General features: G+C 60.5%; 21 protein-coding genes. 16 read left to right on the forward strand and 5 right to left on the reverse strand.

Going from position 1 to position 22,734, the window contains the following annotated elements; translation table 11 throughout:
* Positions 1–18 precede the first annotated feature (18 nt).
* Positions 19–1,275: an aminopeptidase gene (locus AB8A27_RS21430; RefSeq protein ID WP_441243648.1), complete on the reverse strand. Its 1,257-nt coding sequence runs from the start codon at positions 1,273–1,275 to the stop codon at positions 19–21.
* A 95-nt stretch (positions 1,276–1,370) separates the two neighbouring features.
* Positions 1,371–1,607, reverse strand: coding sequence for a ribbon-helix-helix domain-containing protein (locus AB8A27_RS21435; protein WP_441243649.1), 237 nt, complete (start codon positions 1,605–1,607; stop codon positions 1,371–1,373).
* Between the two features lie 200 nt (positions 1,608–1,807).
* Between AB8A27_RS21435 and AB8A27_RS21440 the strand changes: the two genes are divergently transcribed.
* The 5 genes from AB8A27_RS21440 to AB8A27_RS21460 all read left to right on the forward strand — a co-directional run bounded on the left by AB8A27_RS21440 (position 1,808) and on the right by AB8A27_RS21460 (position 9,284).
* Positions 1,808–3,385 (forward strand): methyltransferase domain-containing protein, encoded by a 1,578-nt coding sequence (locus tag AB8A27_RS21440; RefSeq protein ID WP_441243650.1) that lies wholly within the window; start codon positions 1,808–1,810, stop codon positions 3,383–3,385.
* Positions 3,386–3,801: 416 nt separating this feature from the next.
* Positions 3,802–6,279: a nitrite reductase large subunit NirB gene (nirB, locus tag AB8A27_RS21445; protein WP_441243651.1), complete on the forward strand. Its 2,478-nt coding sequence runs from the start codon at positions 3,802–3,804 to the stop codon at positions 6,277–6,279.
* Positions 6,280–6,281: 2 nt separating this feature from the next.
* The gene (gene nirD, locus AB8A27_RS21450) at positions 6,282–6,626 is read left to right on the forward strand and encodes a nitrite reductase small subunit NirD (protein ID WP_441243652.1); all 345 of its coding nucleotides are present in this window, start codon (positions 6,282–6,284) and stop codon (positions 6,624–6,626) included.
* Between the two features lie 48 nt (positions 6,627–6,674).
* Positions 6,675–7,496: a formate/nitrite transporter family protein gene (locus AB8A27_RS21455; RefSeq protein WP_441243653.1), complete on the forward strand. Its 822-nt coding sequence runs from the start codon at positions 6,675–6,677 to the stop codon at positions 7,494–7,496.
* Positions 7,497–7,565: 69 nt separating this feature from the next.
* Positions 7,566–9,284, forward strand: coding sequence for a protein kinase domain-containing protein (locus tag AB8A27_RS21460; protein ID WP_441243654.1), 1,719 nt, complete (start codon positions 7,566–7,568; stop codon positions 9,282–9,284).
* A 9-nt stretch (positions 9,285–9,293) separates the two neighbouring features.
* Here the strand turns inward: AB8A27_RS21460 and AB8A27_RS21465 are convergent, their stop codons facing one another.
* From AB8A27_RS21465 to AB8A27_RS21475, 3 genes are all read right to left on the reverse strand, one after another.
* On the reverse strand, positions 9,294–9,947 hold the full coding sequence (locus AB8A27_RS21465; RefSeq protein ID WP_441243655.1) for a response regulator: 654 nt from the start codon (positions 9,945–9,947) through the stop codon (positions 9,294–9,296).
* 111 nt (positions 9,948–10,058) lie between these two features.
* Entirely contained in the window at positions 10,059–11,507 is a 1,449-nt protein-coding gene (locus AB8A27_RS21470) for a PAS domain-containing sensor histidine kinase (RefSeq protein WP_441243656.1), read from the reverse strand.
* A 288-nt stretch (positions 11,508–11,795) separates the two neighbouring features.
* Positions 11,796–12,644 (reverse strand): hypothetical protein, encoded by an 849-nt coding sequence (locus tag AB8A27_RS21475; protein ID WP_441243657.1) that lies wholly within the window; start codon positions 12,642–12,644, stop codon positions 11,796–11,798.
* Between the two features lie 274 nt (positions 12,645–12,918).
* Between AB8A27_RS21475 and AB8A27_RS21480 the strand changes: the two genes are divergently transcribed.
* The 11 genes from AB8A27_RS21480 (at position 12,919) to AB8A27_RS21530 (ending at position 22,698) form a co-directional block, all read left to right on the forward strand.
* Positions 12,919–13,221: an urease subunit gamma gene (locus AB8A27_RS21480; RefSeq protein ID WP_441243658.1), complete on the forward strand. Its 303-nt coding sequence runs from the start codon at positions 12,919–12,921 to the stop codon at positions 13,219–13,221.
* Positions 13,222–13,248: 27 nt separating this feature from the next.
* Entirely contained in the window at positions 13,249–13,686 is a 438-nt protein-coding gene (locus AB8A27_RS21485; RefSeq protein WP_441243659.1) for an urease subunit beta, read from the forward strand.
* 43 nt (positions 13,687–13,729) lie between these two features.
* Positions 13,730–15,451 carry an urease subunit alpha gene (locus AB8A27_RS21490; protein ID WP_441244978.1) on the forward strand — a complete coding sequence of 574 codons (1,722 nt, stop codon included), beginning with the start codon at positions 13,730–13,732 and terminating at the stop codon, positions 15,449–15,451.
* A gap of 10 nt (positions 15,452–15,461) precedes the next feature.
* Positions 15,462–16,148, forward strand: a complete 687-nt coding sequence (gene ureE / locus AB8A27_RS21495) for an urease accessory protein UreE (RefSeq protein WP_441243660.1) — start codon at positions 15,462–15,464, stop codon at positions 16,146–16,148.
* Positions 16,132–16,851 (forward strand): urease accessory protein UreF, encoded by a 720-nt coding sequence (locus AB8A27_RS21500; protein WP_441243661.1) that lies wholly within the window; start codon positions 16,132–16,134, stop codon positions 16,849–16,851. Before ureE ends, AB8A27_RS21500 begins: the two co-directional genes overlap by 17 nt.
* A gap of 18 nt (positions 16,852–16,869) precedes the next feature.
* A complete protein-coding gene (gene ureG, locus AB8A27_RS21505) occupies positions 16,870–17,514 on the forward strand; it encodes an urease accessory protein UreG (RefSeq protein WP_441243662.1) in 645 nt (214 codons plus the stop codon).
* Positions 17,511–18,461, forward strand: a complete 951-nt coding sequence (locus AB8A27_RS21510; RefSeq protein ID WP_441243663.1) for an urease accessory protein UreD — start codon at positions 17,511–17,513, stop codon at positions 18,459–18,461. Before ureG ends, AB8A27_RS21510 begins: the two co-directional genes overlap by 4 nt.
* Before the next feature lie 63 nt (positions 18,462–18,524).
* Complete coding sequence (gene yut / locus AB8A27_RS21515) at positions 18,525–19,541, forward strand: urea transporter (protein ID WP_441243664.1); 1,017 nt, start codon at positions 18,525–18,527, stop codon at positions 19,539–19,541.
* A gap of 109 nt (positions 19,542–19,650) precedes the next feature.
* Positions 19,651–21,096: a GntP family permease gene (locus tag AB8A27_RS21520; RefSeq protein ID WP_441243665.1), complete on the forward strand. Its 1,446-nt coding sequence runs from the start codon at positions 19,651–19,653 to the stop codon at positions 21,094–21,096.
* 227 nt (positions 21,097–21,323) lie between these two features.
* Positions 21,324–21,881, forward strand: coding sequence for an HdeD family acid-resistance protein (locus AB8A27_RS21525; protein WP_441243666.1), 558 nt, complete (start codon positions 21,324–21,326; stop codon positions 21,879–21,881).
* 532 nt (positions 21,882–22,413) lie between these two features.
* Positions 22,414–22,698: a hypothetical protein gene (locus tag AB8A27_RS21530; protein WP_441243667.1), complete on the forward strand. Its 285-nt coding sequence runs from the start codon at positions 22,414–22,416 to the stop codon at positions 22,696–22,698.
* Positions 22,699–22,734: the final 36 nt, after the last annotated feature.

Consider the following 22,734-nt stretch of genomic DNA (forward strand, 5'->3'; position numbering starts at 1 on the left):
ATCATCGCAACGACGACATTACGCCCATTCGCCTTTGCGAAACACCGGCACGCGGCGACCGTCGCTGTGCACGCCGTCGATGTCGACCTCGCTAGAGCCGATCATCCAGTCGATATGGATGAAGCTCTTGTTGCCGCCCTGCGCCGCGATCTGTTCGGGCGTGAGATCGCCACCATTGACGAAACACTTCGAATAGCACTGGCCGAGCGCGATGTGGCAGGCTGCATTCTCATCGAACAGCGTGTTGTAGAACAGCAGCCCTGAAGCCGAGATCGGCGATGAGTGCGGCACCAGCGCCACCTCGCCCAGACGGCGGGAGCCTTCGTCGGTGTCCAACACTTTGTTGAGCACTTCCTCGCCGCGCGAGGCTTTCGCCTCGACGATCTTGCCACCCTCGAATTTCACCGCGATGTCCTCGATCAGTGTGCCCTGATAGGACAGCGGCTTGGTCGAACGGACATGGCCTTCGACGCGCGCAGCATGCGGCGTGGTGAAGACTTCCTCAGTCGGGATATTGGCGTTGCAAACGATACCGTTCTTGGCAGTCGACGCGCCGCCTTCCCATTCGTGACCATCGGCAAGGCCGACCACGAGATCGGTGCCTGGCCCGGTGAAATGCAGCGCATGGAAGCGCAGGCCATTCAGCCATTCAGTGCGACTGCGCAGCGCGGCATTATGCTTCGCCCATGCCGCAATCGGATCGGCGTTGTCGACGCGCGACGCCGCGAAGATCGCATCCGCAAGCTTCTGCACGGCGACATCGTCCTCATCGCCGGGGAACACCTGCTTGGCCCAGGAGAGCGTGGGATAGGCGATGATGTTCCAGTTGATGTCGAAGCCTGCGATCTTCTGCAGCGCCGGCTGATAGGCGATGGAATTGGCCTTGCTCGCGCGCGACACCTTGGCGGGATCTTCGTTGGACAGCAGCATCGGATTGTCACCGACGATGGCAAGGCGCGCAGTGTTGTTGCCGAGTGCCTTGGCCATGCCCTCATAGAGCCAGCCGGCGGCGCGATCGAACGAGATATCCTGGCCATAGCGGTAGCGTGCCAGCGTCATCTCTTCATCCGAGAAGAACGGCGTCACCAATCCGGCACCGGCTTTGTAGGCGTGCTCGGCGATCTTGCGCACCAGCGGCAGCGCCGCGGCGGGGCCGGTCAGCAGCAGATCCTGCCCCGGCGCCAGTTGCAGCCCGACTTTCACGGCGACTTCGGCCAGACGGTCGAGCTTCACGGGATCGATAGGGGTGGACAAATTGCGCTGGTGAACGGTCATGCAGAGGCCCTGACTGGTGTGAACGTAGCTGGACCCGAATGTAGGCGCAGATGCGCCTTGCCGCCAGCCGGTCCGCTGCAGGACTTGCCGGACGCTTATGACGGCGCGAGCTGCGGGACGAGAGCCCGATAATGGGCCAGCGCGTAAAGCCTGATTGCTGAGGACAGGTTGTTCTGCTGCCGGTTCTTGTCGATCTCGCCGACGAGCTGCGACATCGTGATCCGGCGCATGCCGGCAATCTCTTTCAGAGCCGTCCAGAATGCCTCTTCGAGGCTGACGCTCGTCTTGTGACCGGCAACGACGATCGATCGCTTTACGACGGGTGATTTCACCGCGCCTTCTCCATTTCCACCCAATGATCGGTTTCTTTTCAACCAGCTTATACGGATTAAGAACTGCGGCAACAGATCAGATCATCCAACCTTAGACGAGTACTCGCACACAACCGCGCGATAACAACACAACCTCTACGGAACGATCGATGTCTTGCCTTCGCGGCGCGCATTGAGCAGAAGCAGCATAGCGCACAACTTTGGATTCGAATTTCCTGACTGACTCGACGGATTTCACCACGCTCGCACTTCCGGATGCCCGACACGTCGCCGATCAGATCGATCGCTGGACGCGCGAGCACGCCGCTTTTGCATTGCTCATCGAACAGGCCGACGATGCAAGCTCGGCGCTGCGGCAGTTTGCATCGATCAACCGCAATCATGGTCAGAGCGATACGGCCATCGACGCGATTCGTGCCGCACTCGCACTGATGCCGACAGATGTTGCTGCGTGGCGCGCGCTTGCTTCGGACTACCAGTTGAGCGGACGCGACGAACTGGCTGAAGCATGTGCGCGACAGGCGCTCGCCATCGACCCGGACCACGCGACGACATGGCTGCAATATGCGAGCCTCGCCTACCGGCTGCAGCGTGTCGATGATGCAGAAGCGGCCTATCTGCGCGCCCTGTCGGGCGATGCCTCGCTTGGCGATGCTCATCTCGGCCTGGGCGTGCTGTATCTCGGCTCCCGCCGTCCCGAGCAGGCCATCACCCATCTGCAACGCGCACTGTCCTGGGGCGGCATCGATGCGGTCACGCATCTTTGCCTCGGACAGGCCTTCTACATGGCTGGCCGGTTTGGCGAGAGTGCCGATGCCTTGGCAATCGCAAACGGCTTTGTGCCGCTTGAAGGCGTGACACTGCGTCTCTACGCCCGCGCGCGCACCTTCGCTTCGATGCTGGACGGCGATGTTCATGGCGCCATCGCCCGCTACCCGACGCTTGCGGGACAAGAGACCGAACCACTGGACGAGGTTTTGCGCAGCGCATTCGCGCTGTTCAGCGCCTATGGCATGCACGAAGCCGCCGCCACGGTCGGACGTCTGCGACTGGAAGGCCAGCCGGACGATCCCGTGCAGCTCTATTTGCTGGATGCTGTCGGTGGACAGACGCATGATCGCGCACCGGCAGCCTATGTCGAAGCGCACTTCGATGAATTCGCGGAGGGCTTCGACAGCAAGCTTGTGGACATTCTTGGCTACAAGGTGCCGCAGCAGCTCGCCGACATGGTGGCGTCCTGCCGACCGACACTTGCGACCATCCTCGATCTCGGCTGCGGAACGGGACTGGCTGCAGAGCCGCTCGGGCGGTTCGGCGCGCGGCTGACCGGCATCGACCTGTCGGAGAAGATGCTCGCCGTCGCGGCACGGCGGAACGCTTATCACGACCTTATCAAGGCCGATGTCATGAGCCATCTCGCGGACGGCCCGCGCAGCTTCGATCTCGTCTTCGCTGCCGATCTCCTGATCTATCTCGGCCGGCTCGAGGAGCTCATCGATCTGATTGCGCGCGTGCTGCCTGCAGACGGCCTCTTCGCAGCGAGTATCGAACGCACGGATCACGGCGACTTCACGTTACTCTCATCCGGCCGGTTCGCCCATAGCGAGACATATTTCGAAGCCTGCGCCGCAAAGGGCTTCGGGATCGTGCGCAAGGAGAATTCCGAGCTCCGCCTCGAAGCCGGGCGCCCTGCCCTCGGTACGCTTTACGTGCTGCGTCGCCGTGGCCAGCCGAACACTGAGAACGAGCAACTCACCACCGTAACGATCCGCCAATAAATAAATTGACGTGATCTTCGCCAGCCGCGCGTCATTCGTCGCCCCCGTGATCTGCCCGGATCGGGGCCATCATCGCACCTGAAGTGCGCCGCACAAAATTTAATCACCTGCCTAGGAAATCAGTGGCACCGCTCGTTTCGGCGGCACCGGCTGCTCCACGACAGCAAAGCCCACCTGGAAATGCCTTAGAAATCAAAAAGTTAGAAATATTCTAGATTGGCACGCCGTTTGCAGTGCTAGCAACGTCAATGATGACCGCCGTCCGCCGGATGCTGAAACCGCTGTTGGTTTCAGGCGCAGGGACACAGCTCGCTTCCTGATTGTCAGGTGCGAAGCGGTCATCGTGACTCCATCCCTACCGGGCTTGGTGAGCGAGTCCCTGTTTCCGATCGGCAGCGGTCCAAACAGGTTTGCACATGCTCGATCAACCGAACGCAAAGAAGCAGAAGCTCGTCATCCTCGGCAATGGCATGGCCGCCGGCCGCGTCATGGACGAGTTGTTCGCGCGCGCACCAGACCGTTACGACGTTGTGGTGTTCGGCGCGGAGCCGCGTGTTAATTATGACCGCATCATGCTGTCGCCGGTGCTCTCCGGCGAGAAGGCATATGACGACATTCTGATCCACACCGATGAGTGGTACGCCACCAACAAGGTTGATCTCAGACGCGGCGAACTCGTCATCGCGATCGATCGCGCTGCGAAAACCGTTACCACAGAATCCGGCGCGATCGAGGCGTACGACACGCTGATTATCGCAACCGGATCCAAGCCGATCCTCATTCCGGTCCCCGGTGCGGAACTGCCCGGCGTCGTCACCTATCGCGATCTCGACGACGTCAACTTGATGCTCGATGCAGCCGGCAAGGGCGGCCACGCTGTCGTCATCGGCGGTGGCCTGCTCGGCCTCGAGGCCGCAGCCGGCCTGGCCATGCGCGGCATGACAACGACCGTCATCCATCTGATGCCAACACTGATGGAGCGTCAACTCGATCCGAACGCCGCCTATCTGCTGCAAAAGGCGATCGAGGCGCGCGGCATCGAGGTGCTGACCGGAGCCAACACGGCAGCCATCCTCGGCGACTCACGCGTCGAGTCGGTCCGGCTCGACGATGGTCGGACCCTGCCGGCCGATCTCGTCGTGATGGCGGTCGGCATCCGCCCGAACTCCGTGCTCGCCAAGCTCGCCGACCTCGACGTCAAGCGCGGCATCGTCGTGAACGACCATCTGCGGACCAGCGACGACAACATCTATGCAGTCGGCGAGTGCGTCGAGCATCGCGGCCAGTGCTACGGCCTTGTCGCGCCCCTGTATGACATGGCGAAGACCCTCGCGGCGACGCTCGCCGGCGAGACCGTGGATGGCTATATCGGTTCGACCACCTCGACCAAGCTGAAAGTCACCGGCGTAGATCTGTTCTCCGCTGGCGATTTCGCTGAGGGCGACGTCAAGGACGAGATCGTGCTGCGCGATCCTGCCCGCGGCATCTACAAGCGTGTCGTCTTGCGCGATGACCGCATCATCGGCGCGGTGCTCTATGGCGATACAGCCGACGGCTCGTGGTATTTCGACCTGCTCAAAAAGAACGTCGATATCAGCGCCATGCGCAGCGCGCTGATCCTCGGCCAGGCCTATCAGGGCGGCGTAGCCCTCGATCCGGTCGCCGCTGTCGCAGCATTGTCGGACGACGCCGAAATCTGCGGCTGCAATGGCGTGTGCAAGGGCGCGATCACGCAGGCGATCACCGCCCACGGCCTCACCACCCTCGACGATGTGCGCGCCCGCACCAAGGCATCGGCCTCCTGCGGCCAGTGCACGTCGAAGGTGGAATCGCTGCTCGCAGCCACGCTCGGCGATAGCTACTCCGCCGCCGGCCGCAAGCCGATGTGCAAATGCACAGACCTCACCCATAGCGAAGTCCGCGGCTTCATTCTCTCGAAGGAGTTGAAGTCCGTCCCCGCGGTGATGCAGGAGTTGGCATGGAAAACCTCCTGCGGCTGTCCGTCCTGCCGCCCGGCGCTGAACTATTATCTGCTCTGCGCCTGGCCGGGTGAATATGCCGACGACGCGCAATCGCGCTACATCAACGAGCGCGTTCACGCCAACATCCAGAGGGACGGCACCTTCTCCGTCGTGCCACGCATGTGGGGCGGCCTGACCACACCTGACGAATTGCGTGCCATTGCCGACGTCGCCGACCGCTTCAAGATTCCGACGGTGAAAGTCACCGGCGGCCAGCGCATCGACCTGCTGGGCGTGCGCAAGGAAGACCTGCCCGCAGTATGGGCGCAGCTCAACAGTGCGGGCCTCGTCTCCGGCGCGGCCTATGCCAAGGGCCTCCGTACGGTGAAGACCTGCGTCGGCTCCGAATGGTGCCGCTTCGGCACGCAGGATTCGACCGGCCTCGGCGTCAAGCTCGAACGTTTCATGTGCGGCTCGTGGGCGCCCGCGAAGGTGAAGCTCGGCGTCTCCGGCTGCCCGCGCAACTGCGCGGAATCCACGGTGAAGGACATCGGCGTGATCTGCGTCGAGTCCGGATACGACATCCACATCGCCGGTGCGGCGGGTCTGCATGTTCGCCAGACCGATCTGCTCGGCCATGTCGATACGGAGGACGAGGCGATCGAATACATCGCCGCCTTCATGCAGATGTACCGCGAGGAAGCGGGCTATCTCGAACGCGTCTGGAAATGGGTCGAAAATGTCGGCCTCGACAAGGTCCGCGCGGCGATCATGGACGACGCCGACAACCGTCGCGCTCTGCTGGCGCGCTTCGAGAAATCGCAACGCGCAGTCCGCAGGGACCCGTGGGCAGAACGCGCCGCCGGCCGCGAACAGCATGAATTTACGCCGCTTGCAGCAATCAACTCCATCATGGCCGTCCCGGCAGAATGAACATGACAATGGTCCCATCCAACGAATTCTGGTTCGACGTCGGCCCACTGCGCGCGATCCCACAACGCGGCGCGCGCACGGTGAAGACCCCGCGGCGCGAGATCGCGGTGTTCCGCACTGCCAGCGACGAGGTGTTCGCGCTGGAAAATCGCTGCCCGCACAAGGGCGGCCCGCTTAGCGAAGGCATCGTGCACGGTCGCAAGGTGGCCTGCCCGCTGCATAACTGGATCATCAATCTCGATGATGGCGAAGCCTCGGGTGCTGACAAGGGCTGCGCGCGCAGCTTCCCGGTCAAGCTCGAGAACGGCCGCATCTATCTCAACATGAGCGTCGCCGCCGCCCCGTAGGCTCGCGCCGCATCACACCACCTCACTCCCAAAGGAAGTTTTCAGATAATGGCCTATCTCGTCCCTTCAGAATTCGTGACCAAGATGGTGGATGCCGGCGAATCCAAGATCTTCATGTCCACGCGCGACACCATCATCCGCGCCTTCATGGCCGGCGCGATCCTGGCGCTCGCCGCCGTGTTCGCCGTCACCGTCACGGTGCAGACAGGCTATCCGATCATCGGCGCGATCCTCTTCCCGGTCGGCTTCTGCATGCTCTATTTGCTCGGCTTCGATCTCCTGACCGGCGTCTTCGTGCTGACGCCTCTGGCGTTGATTGACAAGCGCCCCGGCGTCACCGCCGGCGGCGTGTTGCGCAATTGGGGGCTCGTCTTCATCGGCAACTTCATGGGCGCGATCGTCGTCGCCGTCATGATGTCAATCGTGTTTACCTTCGGCTTCTCGACACCGCCGGACAAGGTGGGTCAGGTGATCGGCCATATCGGCGAAGGTCGTACCCTCGGCTATGCGCAGTATGGCGCAGCCGGCATGCTGACGCTGTTCATCCGCGGTATGCTCTGCAACTGGATGGTCTCAACCGGCGTGGTCGGCGCGATGATTTCAACGACCGTCAGCGGCAAAGTCATCGCGATGTGGATGCCGGTCATGGTCTTCTTCGCGATGACGTTCGAGCATTCGATCGTCAACATGTTCCTGTTCCCCGCCGGCCTGATGCTCGGCGGCAAGTTCACGATCATGGATTACATCATCTGGAACGAGATTCCGACCGTGCTCGGCAACCTCATCGGCGGCCTTACCTTCACCGGTCTGACGCTATATGCCACCCACATCAAGACAGCTCCGAAGCGCGCTGCTAGTCTCGCCCGCTAGGCCGATCCACAATCCTCGCAACGACGCCCCGGCTTCTCCGGCCGGGGCGTCCTTTTAGTGCCGTGCCCCATGCCGCGTGAACTGACGATCTCGATCGGCCAATATTCGGACAAGGGCCGCAAGGACACCAATCAGGATTTCCACGGCGCCCTGATTCCGACCGAGCCGCTCCTGAGCCTCAAGGGCATTGCCGTCGTCGTCGCGGACGGCATCAGCAGCAGCGCGGTCAGCGGCGAAGCCAGCGAATCTGCGGTCAAATCGTTCCTCACCGACTATTACTGCACATCCGAATCCTGGTCGGTGAAGACATCGGCGCAGCGCGTCATCGCCGCAACCAATTCGTGGCTACAATCCCAGACGCAGCGTGGCCGGTACCATTACGATAGGGATCGCGGCTATGTCTGCACGCTGAGTGCAATGGTGATACGCGCACGTGCAGCGCACATCTTTCATGTCGGCGATTCCCGCATCTATCGCGTATCCGACCGCGCACTGGAGCAGCTCACCACCGACCACCGCGTCGTGGTCTCATCCGAGCAGAGCTACCTCGCCCGCGCGCTTGGCGTGAACCCGCAAATCGAGATCGACTATCAGGCCCTGCAGATCGACAACGGCGATGTCTTCATCCTCGCCACCGATGGCGTCTATGATTTCGTCAGCCCGCGTTTCGTCACTTCGGCGATCGCCGATCACGCCGACGATCTCGACGCCGCCGCGAAGTTGATCGTCGATGAGGCCTATGCGCAGAACAGCCCGGATAACCTCACCGTGCAGATCGTGCGAATCGATGCAGTGCCGCATGGCGAGGCCAGCGACATTTTGATGCCGCAATTACCTCCACCGCCATTGCTCGAAGCCCGCGCGGTGTTCGACGGCTACAAGATCATACGCGAACTGCACGGCAGCAGCCGCAGCCACATCTATCTCGCGGTCGACATCGAAAGCGACGAGCAAGTTGTCATCAAGATTCCGTCAATCGATCTGCGCGACGACCCGGTCTATCTCAAGCGATTCATGATCGAAGAGTGGGTGGCGCGGCGCATCGACAGCGCGCATGTGCTGAAGCCGTGCAGACAGCTGCGTAAGCGCAACTACCACTACATCGTCGCCGAATTCATCGAAGGCCAGACACTGAAGCAGTGGATGCTCGACAATCCGAAGCCGGACCTGGAAACCGTGCGCGGCATCACCGAGCAGATCGCACGCGGTTTGCAGGCATTTCATCGGATGGAGATGCTCCATCAGGATATCCGGCCAGACAATATCATGATCGACCGGACAGGCACGGTGAAGATCATCGATTTCGGCTCGACCCGTGTTAATGGCGTCGCCGAAGCCGATTCACCCGGCAAGCACAGCGACATTCTCGGCACGCCGCAATACACCGCACCCGAGTTGTTTTTCGGCAAGCGCGCCACATCGCAATCCGATCTCTATGCGCTTGGGACCCTTACCTACCAGATGCTGTCCGGGACGCTGCCTTATGGAGCGGAGGTTGCGAAAGCGACGACTGCCGCACAGCACCGCAAGCTGCGCTATCGATCGCTGCTCGACAATGCCAGCGATGTGCCGGAATGGATCGACGGCGTGTTGCGCAAGGCCGTACATCCCGACCCGGCGAAGCGCTATGACGAACTCTCCGAGTATATTTACGACCTGCGCAATCCGAAGGCGGAGTTTCTCAATCCTCCGACCGTGCCGCTCCTGGAGCGCAATCCGAACATGGTCTGGAAGGGCTTATCGCTCCTGCTCGCCATAGCTGTGGTCGTATTGCTGGCGAGGCGCTAATGGCATCGCTCATGGCTCGATGAGTTTGTTCCGGATTGCATAACGCACAAGGCTCGCTGTCGAATTCGCATCAATCTTCTTCATCGCCGTCGAACGCTGCGATTCAATAGTCTTGATGCTGACGTTCAATAGCGCGCTGATCTCCTTGTTACTGTTCCCCTCCGCGATCAACTGAACGACGATACGCTCACGCGGTGTCAGCAAGGGAGCCGCTTTGTCGGTCTTCTTTGCCAAGTAGCAATCCAACATACGTTCCGACAAACGCCCCGTAAAAAATGGCTTGCGGTTCGCCAGCGCCTCGATTGCGGCGACAAGGTATTGTTTCGCGTCCGATTTCAGGAGGAAAGCTTTGGCGCCTGCGGCCAGCGCCTGCGTAATGATCTCGTCCGTATCGTGCATCGTGAACATTAAGACTTCGGTCCGATCGAGACGTGACCGAACCTGGCGGGTGACTTCGACGCCGTTCATCATGGGAAGCGAATAATCCGTAATCACGATATCCGGCTTGAGTGCCAGTGCCATCGTGAGCGCCGTCCTTCCATCGCCCGCCTCGCCGACCACTTCCCATCCGGCGCGAAGCTCCAGAATCGAGCGCAGACCCGATCGGACGACATCATGGTCGTCCGCGATCAGAATGCGAACCGCTGGCGGGCCGTTGAGCAAGCCGACCTCCGATTAGGGCCGCGAGGCACGGAGATTAGCGAGATCCAGGTGTTCCCCGTATTCGTATAAACCCTGAAAAACAGAGCCGGCTCCCCGAAATGCCGCGCACTGCTAGGCAGCCGGAAGGACTGCGGTCGCCGAGGACAACGGAATGCGCACGAAGACCACTGTGCCCTTGCCCGATGAGCGGATTTTCAGGCAGCCGCCAAACTGATGTGCGCGAGCCCGCATGCCGGAGATACCGACACCCGATTTCGCCAGCTTTCCTTCTACGTCGCGCGCGATTCCTACGCCATCGTCAGCGATGCCCAGCGAGATCCGTCTTGCGCCCACCGCGACGCCGACATGCACCGCGCTCGCATACGCGTGCCGATGCACATTAGCCATCGCCTCCTGTATTATCCGAAGCACTGTACGCTTCAGACTGAGCGGCAGACCGTCGAGAGTACCCGAGATGCGCAGGTTAACAGCTATTCCAGTGCGGTCGGAATAGCCGGAAGCAAAACGGGATAATGTGGGGCGTAGCCCGTCCTGGTCCAAAGCCTGGGGGTAGAGCAGATAGCTCACCGATCGGATCTCCCGCTGTGCCTCGGAAACCGATTCCTCCACAGTCTCCAAGATGCGATCCAACTCCTTCGCCGGCATTCGATCGCGCAGCGACATCAAGTTAAGGCTCGCCGCCGTCAAATGCTGGACTGTGGAATCGTGCAGTTCCGCCGCATACCGCTGGCGTTCTTGTTCCTGCAGATTGACCAGGCGAACGGCAAGGTTGTCCACGTCGTGAAGTGCTGTTTCCAGTTCGGTCACATCGTCCCGCGAGATCAGAGTGCGACGCCAGCGCCGAACCTCCATCCGAGACGCACGGAGACGATAGCTGCGGTAGCCGCCGCGCACCTTGGTCCTGAAGTTCAAGCCGAACTCCCGCGTCTCGCCAGTAAGCACGGACCTGATGCCGGACCGGAAAGCGAGTAGTTGAGGTTTGACTGGATGCAGGTCCCGGATATCGAGATAGTGCTCACCGATTCCATTGTCCGGCAGATATCCTCCAGTATCTGTCATGAATCGATGCCAAGCCCGGTTCGCGACAAGGACGCGCCCTTCCTCATCCAGTATCGCGATCTCGGAAGACGTCGCGTCGAGGGCCGAGTTCAGAAGGTCCCTGGCCTTCTCTCCGGCCAGTTCCGCTGCTTTTCTATCGGTGACATCGCGGAAGAGGACGGCGGTCCCTTGACCGGATGGCAGAAAATCCGCTTCCACCCGACAGCCCGGATGCGTCTTGCTGGAAATCTCAACCCTGCGCTTCTCACGACTTTCGACAAGATCAATCAGCGCGGCCCGATCGGCCGGATCCGTCTCTGCGAACACATCGAACACATATTTTCCGAGTACGTTCTGGACCGGCTGACCGACCCAACGCGCGGCCGCTGCGTTCATCGCCGATATTCTGAAGTCGGCATCCACCGTCAGGTAGCAATCAGAGACCTGGTCCAGGATCGCGCGCAGATCGGTCTCGCTTGTTTCTTCGAACCGACCGGACTTGTGTGCAAGGGTCTTGTTCATCTCGCCCTCTTATCGAAGTCTTTCGTCGAACTTAGCTCAACGTTTCATCGACAGAACATGCGTGAAGCACAGCGCACGCTGTGGTTGAAGGGTATTCCAACCCGGCAGGCAAGGTAAGTGTATTTTTGGATTTCTGAAGGATTTCTATAGCTGCGAGTGAACGAGCGTTATGTATCTGTCACCATCTGCAGTACTTCGATCGCTGCCGCACTGCGGAATGCAGCTGCAAGATAGTCTTGTGCGCAGCAGTCGAGAAATCCGTCAACGGATCCCAAACCGTCCGCCAGGTCAATGGGATTCCCAGATCGGCGCATCGGTGAACAGGCCGCCCTCGGCAAAGCCGATGCCGTAGATCAGGACCACCCCGAAGGAGAAGCTCAACACGCCCGATGCCACGCGTAACCGCCAGTTGATTTTGGGGAGATTGATAGCCGTGAACGCAAACGGCGCCGACAGGATCAATGTGATGAGCATCATTCCGATAACCGTGCCGAGCCCGAACAGCAGCAGATAGCCGAGCGCGGCGACCGGTTCACGGATGACCGAGAGGATCATCAGGGCGATGGCAGCCGATCCGGCAAGGCCGTGCACGAGGCCGACCACGAAAGGCCGCAGCCAGTCATAGAACGCGATCCGGCCAAGCCCACTGCGGTCAAACCGCGCCAGCGGCGTGCGCTCATCGGTGTGCCCGTGCGCGCCGGGGCCGTGACCGTGCGCGTGCCGATGCAAGTAGTCGCCATGCGCATGGAGGTGATCGTGAACATTGAGCTCATGCCTGTGAGGAGTACCGGCATGCACATGGGTCTCGCCGCCCGTGCGGCCCATACCTCTCAACATGCCTCTCAAGGTGAGAACGCCGAGCAGGACGAGCATGATGCCGACGGCAAATTCCATCGACATGCCGAGCCGCGGCGGAATGACGACCCCGAACACGATGATTGCCGCGCCGACTGCCATGACCGTGACGGTGTGCCCGACGCCCCAGGCAGCGCCGATCAGCGCCGAGCCCGCCACGCTGCGCTCGCGGCTGACAATCGTCGCAATGGCGATCACGTGGTCAGCGTCGGTCGCATGCCTCATCCCAAGGAAGAAGCCGAGAAAGAGGAAGGACACGACGTTCAGGGCGTCTCCGGTCATTCGCACGTTTCAAGATAGCATCGGAGCGAAGAACCTCCGCACCGATAGCCCGGACCATACGTCCGCCGGTGACAGCTGGTCCATCAGGGTGATTCCGATGGAAGACCGGGGGAGAACCCTGATTGACGCATCCAATTGTAGGGACCTACTGTCGGGTAAACGTCGTTGCATGGAGCTTCTAACACTTCATGGAACCGACAGCCAATTAGCTCGGTCGTGCCCCTGCTTTTCCCCCAAGTAAAGCAAGCCAGGCAGACAGAGCGCGGAGGATTGCATGCAGCTCACTCCGAGAGAGTTCGACAAGCTGCTCATCTACATGATGGCAGATGTCGCGTTAAAGCGAAGAGCCAAAGGCCTCAAGCTCAATTATCCCGAAGCCGTCGCGGTCATCTCAGCGGTCGCCCTCGATGGCGCACGTGCCGGAAAAACAATCGAAGACGTCACCAAGGACGCACGCACCGCCCTCACCAAAGCTGATGTGATGGATGGCGTCGCCGATCTCATTCCAATGGTGCAGATCGAGGCGGTGTTCACCGACGGCAGCCGCCTGGTGACGGTGCACACGCCTGTCCAGTGAGTGCCTAACGCTTAACAGGAGGTCAGCATGGCTGGACCAAAGGTGGGGCCCGCTGTTGCCAAAGATGTCGACCCGGCGACAAAGGTTGTACCTGTCGGCGGCTACATATGCAGTTCAGTGGCGATTACATTCGAGGCCGATCGTCCGGTGACGACGCTCAAGGTACGCAATGCGGGAGACCGCCCGATCCAGGTCGGATCGCACTTCCATTTTTTTGAAGTCAATCCTGCGCTGGAATTCGATCGCGCAGCGGCCTTCGGGTTGCGCCTGAACATTCCGTCATCGACGGCAACGCGATTTGAGCCCGGTGACGAGCGCGAGATTCAACTCGTTCCCTATGGCGGCAAGCGCGCCGTCTATGGCTTCAACAATCTCGTCGATGGCCCTACCGCAGGCAAGGACGCCGCCACGGTTAAATCCAAAGCGGTGGCGGAGGCGAAGAAGCGAGGCTTCCGCTCGACTTAAGACATGAGGTCGCGTCGAAAAGAAAATCTTGAATGAGGCCACCATGCCTACGATGTCTCGACAAGAATATGTCGGCCTGTTCGGCCCCACGACGGGCGACCGCATCCGCTTGGGCGATACGGGCTTGTTTGTCGAAATAGAGCGCGATTTACGCGGCGGCTATGGCGACGAGCTCGTCTTCGGCGGCGGCAAGAGCATGCGTGAGGGGATGGGCATGGACAACCAGGTGACGCGGGCGGACGGTGCTCCCGACCTCGTGATCACCAACGTGACCGTGATCGACGCGATGCTGGGCGTCGTGAAAGCGGATGTCGGGATCAAGGACGGTCGTATCAGCGCAATCGGCAAGGCTGGCAACCCGCAGACAATGGATCGGGTTACACCTGGCCTGGAGATCGGCCTCGCCACCGATGCCATCTCGGGCTCGCATCTGATCCTGACGGCCGCCGGGATCGACACACACATCCATTTCATTTCTCCGCAGCAGGCGGAAGCGGCGCTCTCAAACGGCACGACGACATTAATCGGTGGCGGTACCGGTCCTTCGGACGGCTCCTACGCGACGACGGTCACGTCTGGTCCCGGAAACATCAGCATGATGTTACGCGCATTCGAAAACTGGCCGCTCAATGTCGGCATTCTCGGCAAGGGCCACGGACACGGCAAAGCGGCCCTGCTTGAACAGATCGAGGCCGGCGCGGTCGGCGTGAAATGTCACGAAGACTGGGGCACCACCCCGGCGGTGCTTCGGTCCGCGCTCACCGTCGCAGACGAGACGGATACTCAAGTATGCATCCATACCGACACGCTGAACGAATCCGGCTTCGTCGACGATTCGATCGAGGCATTTGAGGGGCGGACGGTCCATTCGTTTCATACCGAAGGGTCCGGCGGCGGCCACGCTCCGGATATCATCAAGATCGCCGGCCTTCCTAACGTCTTGCCATCTTCGACCAATCCCACGCTCCCCTATGGCATCAATTCACAGGCGGAGCTCTATGACATGATCATGGTGTGTCACCACCTCAGCCCTGACATCCCGTCAGACGTTGCATTCACTGAGAGCCGCATCCGGGCTGAAACCATCGCCGCAGAAAACGTCCTTCAGGACCTCGGAGTCATCTCGATGTTCTCGAGCGACTCGCAGGCCATGGGGCGCATCGGAGAATGCTGGCTGCGTTGCATCCAGACCGCCGATGCGATGAAGACCGGGCGCGGCAAGCTGCCGGAGGATGCGCCCGGCAACGACAATTTCCGGGTGCTGCGCTACGTGGCGAAGATCACCATCAACCCGGCAATCACGCATGGTATTGCCGACGTGCTGGGCTCGGTGGAAGTCGGCAAGATCGCCGACCTCGTCCTGTGGGAGCCGGCGTTTTTCTGCGCCAAGCCCAAGCTCGTCATCAAGAACGGCTTTATTAGCTGGGCAGTGATGGGCGATCCGAATGCATCGCTGCCGACGCCGCAGCCCACCTACTATCGGCCCATGTTCGGGGCCTACGGTCATGCGTTGGCGGCCAACTGCATCACATTCGTCTCCGGCACCGCTCATGCTGCAGGGGTCAAGGAGCGGCTGGGGCTTCACCGGCAGGTGATGCCGGTGCGAAACGTGCGCAACATCGGCAAGCGCGACATGGTCCGGAATGCCGGGACGCCGAAAATTGAAGTCAGCCCGGAAACTTTCGCCGTGACCGTCGACGGCAAGCACGCCACCGTGAAACCCCTGACCACGATCTCGCTAAACCAGAAGTATTTCTTCAGTTAAGGCGCTCACCATGATTCTCATCGAGACCGTTCTGGGCAATATCGGCGATCGCGAATGGGCCGAGCGCTTGTCTGCTGCGAATACGGACTTGCTGGAGATCGACCAATGGGAAGCGCAGAAGAGCCGCTTCCGCAAGACGACTGCAAAGGGGCTGGAGATCGCAGTCTCGATCGACCGCGGCACCCATATCCGCGATGGAGATGTGCTGCTCTGGGACGCCCAGGCGCTCTCGGCACTCGTTGCACGAATCGAGCTGCGTGACGTGATGATCGTGCATCTGGACGAACTCATGAGCCTCACTCGCGAAGTGGCAATGCGGACATGTGTTGAACTAGGACACGCGATGGGAAATCAGCATTGGCCGGCGCTAGTCAAGGACACAGTCGTCTATGTCCCGCTCACCGTCGATCGTAAGGTGATGGCGTCCGTCATGAATACACACCGTTTTGAGGGAATCCGTTACGAGTTCGTATCCGGTCGAGACGTTGTTCCCTATCTCGCTCCACATGAATCGCGGAGGCTCTTCGGTGGCGCGGAAGGACCGGTGCACTCCCACACGCACGAAAGCTATGCCGGTATCGAGTCCGGGAGCGGCCGCGTATACGGACATCCACCGATGCATGTCCATGCCCACTCGGGAACTCAGGGACAAACATCGTCGGCAACGGCGAGGTCCGCGCATGACCATCGCGAATGATGGCGTTGATGCACCGGGCAGCGCCGCATTTCTCTCGCGGATACTGCAATTTGGCGACTCGATGTTTCCCATTGGCGCGTTCGCATTTTCCTCCGGCTTGGAATCCGCCATTCAGAAAGGTGTCGTCATCAACGTGGCAACGCTTCGAGCGTTCGCGCGCACCGCGTTAGAACAGGCGGCGCGGGGTGACGGCATCGCCCTGATCGCCGCGCATCGCGCAGCAACCGCCGGCGATGTCGACACCCTCACCCGAATCGATGCGCAGGTATACGCCCGCAAGCTTTCAGACGAAGCGCGGACGATGTCGGTTCGCATGGGCAAGAAGTTCACGGAGATGGGTGTGGAGGTGGTGGGCGCGCCGCTGCTTCGCACCTGGCGTGAATTGATCGAAAAGTCTGTCACTCCCGGCTGCTACCCGATAGCCCTCGCGATCAATTTTGCCGTACAGGATCTGCCGGCCAGCCAGGCGTTTGTCGTGCATCAGTATGGCGTTGCGACGACGATCCTCGGCGCGGCCTTGCGGTTGATGAAAGTCAGTCACATCGACACGCAGACGATTCTCTACGAGCTCACCGGACAAGCGACAGGAATGTACGAGACCGCCGCAGCGGCGCGGCTTTCGGACATGGCAAGTTTTGCGCCGCTGACGGATATTCTGGCCGCCGTTCATACCAAGGCGCATGTCCGGCTGTTCATGAGCTGATATTGAAGGGAGCTGCGGATGTCGAAGAACATCACACGTATCGGCATCGGCGGCCCTGTCGGGTCAGGCAAGACCGCGATCGTCGAGGCCATTACACCGCGTTTGCTCGACCTTGGCATCAAGGTGCTTATCATCACCAATGACGTGGTAACGACTGAAGATGCCAAGCATGTTCAGCGCACCCTCAAGGGTATTCTGCTCCAGGAACGCATTATCGGAGTGGAGACGGGTGCCTGCCCCCATACAGCGGTGCGCGAAGACCCAAGCATGAACCTCGCTGCGGTCGAGGATATGGAACGGCGCTTTCCGGATAGCGACGTCGTGCTGATTGAAAGCGGGGGCGATAACCTGACGCTGACCTTTTCGCCCGCGCTGGTAGATTACTTCATCTATGTCATCGACGTCGCCGCGGGCGACAAGATCCCTCGCAAGAACGGCCCCGGGATCACCTATTCCGACATCCTGGTGATCAACAAAACAGATCTTGCGCCCCATGTCGGGGCTAGCCTTGAGGTGATGAAGCAGGACTCGGAGATGATGCGCGGTGCCAAGCCGTTCCTGTTCACGAACTGCAAGACGGGGGAAGGCATTCCGGAATTGGTCGCGCTGATCGAACGGGAATTTCTGTTCGACATCACCCCGCGCGCACGGCGTTCCGCATGATACCGGCGGCCTTTCCTCCCTGGACACGCGCCGAAACACTCGGCGCATCGGCACCGGAATTTGCCGCGTTCCAGGATGAGCCACAGCAGATGAGCAGTGGCACCGTGGGCAAGACAGGTTTCCTCCGTCTGGGCTTCGAGCACCGCTCCGGTGAAACGATCCTGGCAAATCTGGAACGCCGGACTCCCTACATGGTGCAGCGCGCGTTGCATTGCGACGAACAAATGCCAGGTTTGGCCTACGTGTTCCTGATCACCACCACGGGCTGCTTGCTGCAGGGAGACAGACTCGCTCTGGACATCATCCTTCATCCGCGCGCGCAAGCACACATCACCTCCCAGTCAGCGACCAAGATCCATGCGATGGACGCCAACTATGCGGCGCAAAGCCAAACTATTACACTTGCGGATGACGCATACCTTGAATTTCTTCCCGATCCTGTGATCCCGCACCGGCACTCGCGGTTTATCAGCGATACACAAATCTCCATCGCCCCATCGGCCACATTGCTTCTTTCGGAGATTATTCAACCCGGCCGAAAGCACCATCATCCGGACGAGTGCTTCGGAGCAACCGTGTTCTCGATATCGACGGCAGCTGCACGTCCCGACGGTCGTTCCCTATTCGCAGAGAAGCTCGTGATCGAGCCGCGGCGATATGTGATGCGGCAGACCGGCGTGATGGACTCCTTTGATGTGTTCGCCAACGTGATCCTGTGCGCCCCCAAGGACAAGGCAGACCGTATCCACGAGCGTGCGGGAGCCGATATAAATCTTGCCGAGGGTGTTGCGTTCGGTGCTTGTCGTTTGCCCAATGACGCCGGCCTGATTTTCAAGGTGCTTGGCCGCGAAACCGCGCAGGTGAAAGCCAAGGTACGCGAGTTCTGGAGCGTGGTACGTCAGGAGATCATCGGCGCCGCGCTACCTCCGCCCTATCTATGGCGCTAGCGGATCGACGGTTACAGCAGGTGATCTCCAACAGCAGGTGCCGACACGTTCAGGGAGCCAACAATGAAAGAGATCCCGGGAAAGTGGGAAAGCCTGTCCGCCTCGTCAGGAATAGTGCGGTTCATGGACATCAATTTGCGCAGCATCGGGCAAGTCATGTTTCAGGACAATCCACTAACCGGGCTTCTCTTTCTGGTCGCGATCGCCTGGGGTTCATACGCAGCTGGTGTTCCCCGAGTGGCCATTGCCGGCGTCGTCGCTGTTGTCGTGGCAAATCTAACGGCCCAATGGCTTAACGCTGACAGAGCGTCGCTCCATTCGGGGCTCTATGGATATAACGGCATCCTTGTCGGACTTGCGTTGGCGACATTTCTATCTCCGAACGCACTCATGTGGGTCTATGTGGTGTTGGGGGCGCCAGTTTCGGTCATCGCCATGCTCGGGACTGCCAATGCCGTCAAACCATGGGGGCTCTCCAGTCTCACATTTCCATTCGTGCTCACGACGTGGCTCCTTCTGTTGGCCACGTATGGATTTTCCGGCCTCGTAGGAGCTGCACTACCGGCCAGCGACGTTGTCGTTGCGTTTCAATCCTACGAGGCTAGCCCACTCAAGCTGATCGACCTCCTGCAGGGTGTGCTTCAAAGCATTTCACAGGTCTTCCTGAAGGCGAACAGTGTGGCCGCCCTTCTGCTGCTCGTTGGCCTGGCCGTGAACTCACTGGCGGCCGCCGCATTTGCTCTCGCCGGCGCGATACTGGCAGTTCTGGCGGCCCACCTCTTCGGCGCGGAAAGCGAACTGATCACCGGCGGCCTTCTCGGTTTCAGCCCCGTTCTGACGGCGATTGCGCTCGGTGCCGTGTTCTACAGACCGAGCTGGCGCATAGCGATCTACGCCATGCTGGGCACGCTGGTTACGGTCATCGCGCAAGCAGCACTGAACGTTGCCTTGACGCCGCTCGCCATCCCTGCGCTTACCGCGCCTTTTGTGCTCGTCACATGGATCTTCCTTCTTCCACGCCAATGTTTCGAGCCAGCATCGACCGCAACAGACGAAGCCGCCGCAACGCGCGCAAGCTGATCTCTTTTTGGAAGCACACATGTCTTACCCAGGTTTCATAGTGCTCCAGGACAAGCCCGGACGTTGGCACGTCTCGGATTTCAAATTGTTGCCGGTGGAGAACTGAACCATGGGACTCGTCGGAATACTGCTCGGCCTCGCTTTGATGATGTGGCTTGCCTATCGAGGGTGGACCGTACTCATCGTAGCACCGGTGGCTGCCCTCCTGGCTGCTGCAATTTCAGGCGAGCCGCTTCTCGCGCATTGGACGCAGACCTTCATGGGCGGTGCCGGTCGATTCGTTACGCAGTGGTTTCCCATGTTCCTGCTTGGCGGGCTATTCGGCAAGCTGATGGACGACAGCGGATCGATCACCTCGATCGCGCGCTTCCTGACTGAACGGTTGGGAACACGCCGCACGATGCTCTCGGTGGTGCTGGCTTCGGCGGTGGTTACCTATGGCGGCGTCAGCGTCTTTGTTGCCTTTTTCGTGCTGGTCCCCATGGCAAAGGAAATGTTCCGGGCCGCTGACATTCCCCGCCGGTTGATGCCGGCGACCATCGGTCTCGGGGCGTTCACGTTCACGATGTCGGCAATGCCCGGAACCCCGTCCGTCAACAATGCCATTCCGATGCCGTATTTCGGCACAACCGCTTTCGCGGCGCCCGGTCTGGGCATCATCGCATCGATCATCATCATGGTTATCGGCATGTGGTGGCTTCGCCGCGCAGAGGCGGCCGCACGTAAAGCCGGCGAGGGTTATGGCAAGAGTGCGGAAGAGTCTCCCGCCATCGACGAGACGGTTCGCGTACAGGCGACAGCGGCCGGTGATTTTGATCCAGCGGAAATTCAGCATGGTGGGCACAGCGCCAGCCTGCCGCCCATTGTTATCGCCGCATTGCCGCTCGCTGTCGTCATCTGCACCAACTTCCTGATGTCGCTGGTTGTCCTCCCGCGGCTGGATTTTTCCTTCTTGGCCAAAGAGGCATGGGGTGAGACCACGATCGGAGCGGTGGCCGGCGTCTGGTCGGTTGTTATTGCGCTCGCGGCTGCGACTCTGACCGTCATTGTTTTCAACTTCAGGCGTTTCCCGGCGCTGCGCGGAAGTCTGGATGCCGGTGCCGTTTCCTCCGTGTTACCGATCCTGACGATTGCCAGTCTCGTTGGCTTCGGCGCTGTCGTTGCAGCTCTGCCCGCATTCGCAGACGTGCGTGACGCGTTACTCTCGGTTGGCGGCGGCCCCCTTATCTCTCTCACGATCGCCGTGAACGCGCTCGCCGGACTCACCGGAACCGCCTCTGGTGGAATGGCAATCGTGCTCAACATACTTGGCGACACCTTCATGCAGCTCGCCGCCGAGCACGGAATTGATCCCGCGCTGATGCATCGCGTGACCACGATTGGCGCTGGTACGCTCGACGCCTTGCCACACAATGGCACAGTCCTGTTGCTGCTTCAGATCAGCGGGCTGACCCACAAGGAGAGCTATTTCGATATGGTGATGACCGTGATCGTCACCTGCATCATTGCACTTGCTGCGGTGCTTATACTGGGAACGATGTTTGGTTCATTTTGACGACCGTGATTACCGCGGCTTTGAAAGATTGTTCGGGCGAATGCCCCTCGTCAGTATCGACCAGCAGAGTTTCAACGACCCCATAGGTGGCCGCGACCAACGCAGCCCCAGTTGAATGTATGGGGACATTCCCGCCCCGTCGCTCAGGGTTTTGTCGGATGTCGACATTGCGGATCGGAAGATACCATTCAAAGGCTGCCGATCATCACGCGGATCAGGAGCTTGGCATGACAGTCTATGATCGCCAGTCCGGCATCGAGGCCCTGGGTCCACCTCCACTCTGGGCGTGCGCGCTACTCGGCATCGTGATGATCGCCGCCGGAATCCTCGCACTCGGCGACGTCGCGTTTGCGACCATCATCAGCGTCAAACCGATCGGGCTGACGGCAATCGCAGTCGGCGCGTTCGAGATCATACATGCGTTCTGGACCAGGGGATGGGGCGGCTTCCATTGGCAGATGATCCTTGGCGCGCTCTATCTCGCTTTCGGACTTGTGCTACTCACGCAGCCGGCGTCCGGCGCCCTGATCCTGACCTATTTCCTCGGCGCCATGCTGCTCGCGTCAGGCGCCATTCGGTGCTTGCTGAGTTTCGCGCATTGGCGACAGAACGGCTGGATGATGCTGATCTCCGGCATCTTCGGATTGGTCGCCGGCGCTCTGATCCTGTTCAGTTTTCCCACCGTCAGCGTCTGGGCGCTGGGATTCCTGCTTGGCGTCGACCTGATTTCGCATGGCCTGGCGTGGTTGCTCTATGCGGTTCAATCCGTGCGGAGGACTGCGTAACTAAAGAGGAGATGACGATGGAGACTCCCACCCGCCGAGCTTTCCTGGCACTTGCTCAGAATGCTATTGCCGCCGCGGCGATCGGCACCATCGGGACTCGTTTCATTGAGACTGCGGAAGCGATGCCGGTCCCACCTGATCTGGGTCTAGCCGGCAAACCGTCTGACCTTGCGGCTCAAGCCCAGTGGTGGGGACCGCAGCCTGCTCCCGGTTGGGGGCCCGGCTGGGGAGTTGGCCCGGGCTGGGGTCGGCCGGCACCGCGCACGCGCCGCTGGGTTTGCTGGTGGGATCGCGGTCGTCGCCGATGCGGATGGCAATGGGGACCAGCGAGCGCGCCCGGTTGGGGCGCCGCTCCCGGCTGGGGCACTCCAGGTTGGGGCGCTCCCGATTGGGGCCCTGCCCCCGGCTGGGGTCGCCCGCGGCCGCGCAGGCGTCGCTGGGTTTGCTGGTGGAGTCGCGGTCGTCGTCATTGCGGATGGCGGTGGGACTAGGAACGCCTCTCGCAATCCAATTCATCAGCGGCAGATTTATCATGAAGACTGCGCAAGCTCTTACCCAAGTGATGGAGGGAACCGTGCGCAGCAAGAACCGATGGCTTCTTGCCGCCGTGCTGGCAGCTCTTCTCGTTGGGGCAACCTGGTATTGCGTATCGGTATGGCGAGCGGCGCCATCAATGCCACTTTACGGCAATATCATCATGGGAGTTGCCGCCATACTGGCTCTCGTGGCCGGGTGCGGCCTGATCACGCTCATATTCTACACCCATCGCAAGGGTTACGACGAGTCTGCACACAGCAATCGGCCTCCGCGAGAGTGAGCGAGGTCTAGCAGGTCTTCGAAGAGTACTGGCCCT

Source organism: Tardiphaga sp. 768_D3_N2_1, assembly GCF_052076105.1.
In the GTDB taxonomy this organism is placed as follows: Bacteria; Pseudomonadota; Alphaproteobacteria; order Rhizobiales; family Xanthobacteraceae; genus Tardiphaga.

Excerpts from the sequence above, each read along its gene's own strand:
- AB8A27_RS21430 (WP_441243648.1), bottom strand. The coding sequence starts at position 1,275 with ATGACCGTTCACCAGCGCAATTTGTCCACCCCTATCGATCCCGTGAAG.
- nirB (WP_441243651.1), top strand. The coding sequence starts at position 3,802 with ATGCTCGATCAACCGAACGCAAAGAAGCAGAAGCTCGTCATCCTCGGC.
- nirD (WP_441243652.1), top strand. The coding sequence starts at position 6,282 with ATGACAATGGTCCCATCCAACGAATTCTGGTTCGACGTCGGCCCACTG.
- AB8A27_RS21455 (WP_441243653.1), top strand. The coding sequence starts at position 6,675 with ATGGCCTATCTCGTCCCTTCAGAATTCGTGACCAAGATGGTGGATGCC.
- AB8A27_RS21460 (WP_441243654.1), top strand. The coding sequence starts at position 7,566 with ATGCCGCGTGAACTGACGATCTCGATCGGCCAATATTCGGACAAGGGC.
- AB8A27_RS21470 (WP_441243656.1), bottom strand. The coding sequence starts at position 11,507 with ATGAACAAGACCCTTGCACACAAGTCCGGTCGGTTCGAAGAAACAAGC.
- AB8A27_RS21475 (WP_441243657.1), bottom strand. The coding sequence starts at position 12,644 with ATGACCGGAGACGCCCTGAACGTCGTGTCCTTCCTCTTTCTCGGCTTC.
- AB8A27_RS21480 (WP_441243658.1), top strand. The coding sequence starts at position 12,919 with ATGCAGCTCACTCCGAGAGAGTTCGACAAGCTGCTCATCTACATGATG.
- AB8A27_RS21485 (WP_441243659.1), top strand. The coding sequence starts at position 13,249 with ATGGCTGGACCAAAGGTGGGGCCCGCTGTTGCCAAAGATGTCGACCCG.
- AB8A27_RS21490 (WP_441244978.1), top strand. The coding sequence starts at position 13,730 with ATGCCTACGATGTCTCGACAAGAATATGTCGGCCTGTTCGGCCCCACG.
- ureE (WP_441243660.1), top strand. The coding sequence starts at position 15,462 with ATGATTCTCATCGAGACCGTTCTGGGCAATATCGGCGATCGCGAATGG.
- AB8A27_RS21500 (WP_441243661.1), top strand. The coding sequence starts at position 16,132 with ATGACCATCGCGAATGATGGCGTTGATGCACCGGGCAGCGCCGCATTT.
- ureG (WP_441243662.1), top strand. The coding sequence starts at position 16,870 with ATGTCGAAGAACATCACACGTATCGGCATCGGCGGCCCTGTCGGGTCA.
- AB8A27_RS21510 (WP_441243663.1), top strand. The coding sequence starts at position 17,511 with ATGATACCGGCGGCCTTTCCTCCCTGGACACGCGCCGAAACACTCGGC.
- yut (WP_441243664.1), top strand. The coding sequence starts at position 18,525 with ATGAAAGAGATCCCGGGAAAGTGGGAAAGCCTGTCCGCCTCGTCAGGA.
- AB8A27_RS21520 (WP_441243665.1), top strand. The coding sequence starts at position 19,651 with ATGGGACTCGTCGGAATACTGCTCGGCCTCGCTTTGATGATGTGGCTT.
- AB8A27_RS21525 (WP_441243666.1), top strand. The coding sequence starts at position 21,324 with ATGACAGTCTATGATCGCCAGTCCGGCATCGAGGCCCTGGGTCCACCT.
- AB8A27_RS21530 (WP_441243667.1), top strand. The coding sequence starts at position 22,414 with ATGAAGACTGCGCAAGCTCTTACCCAAGTGATGGAGGGAACCGTGCGC.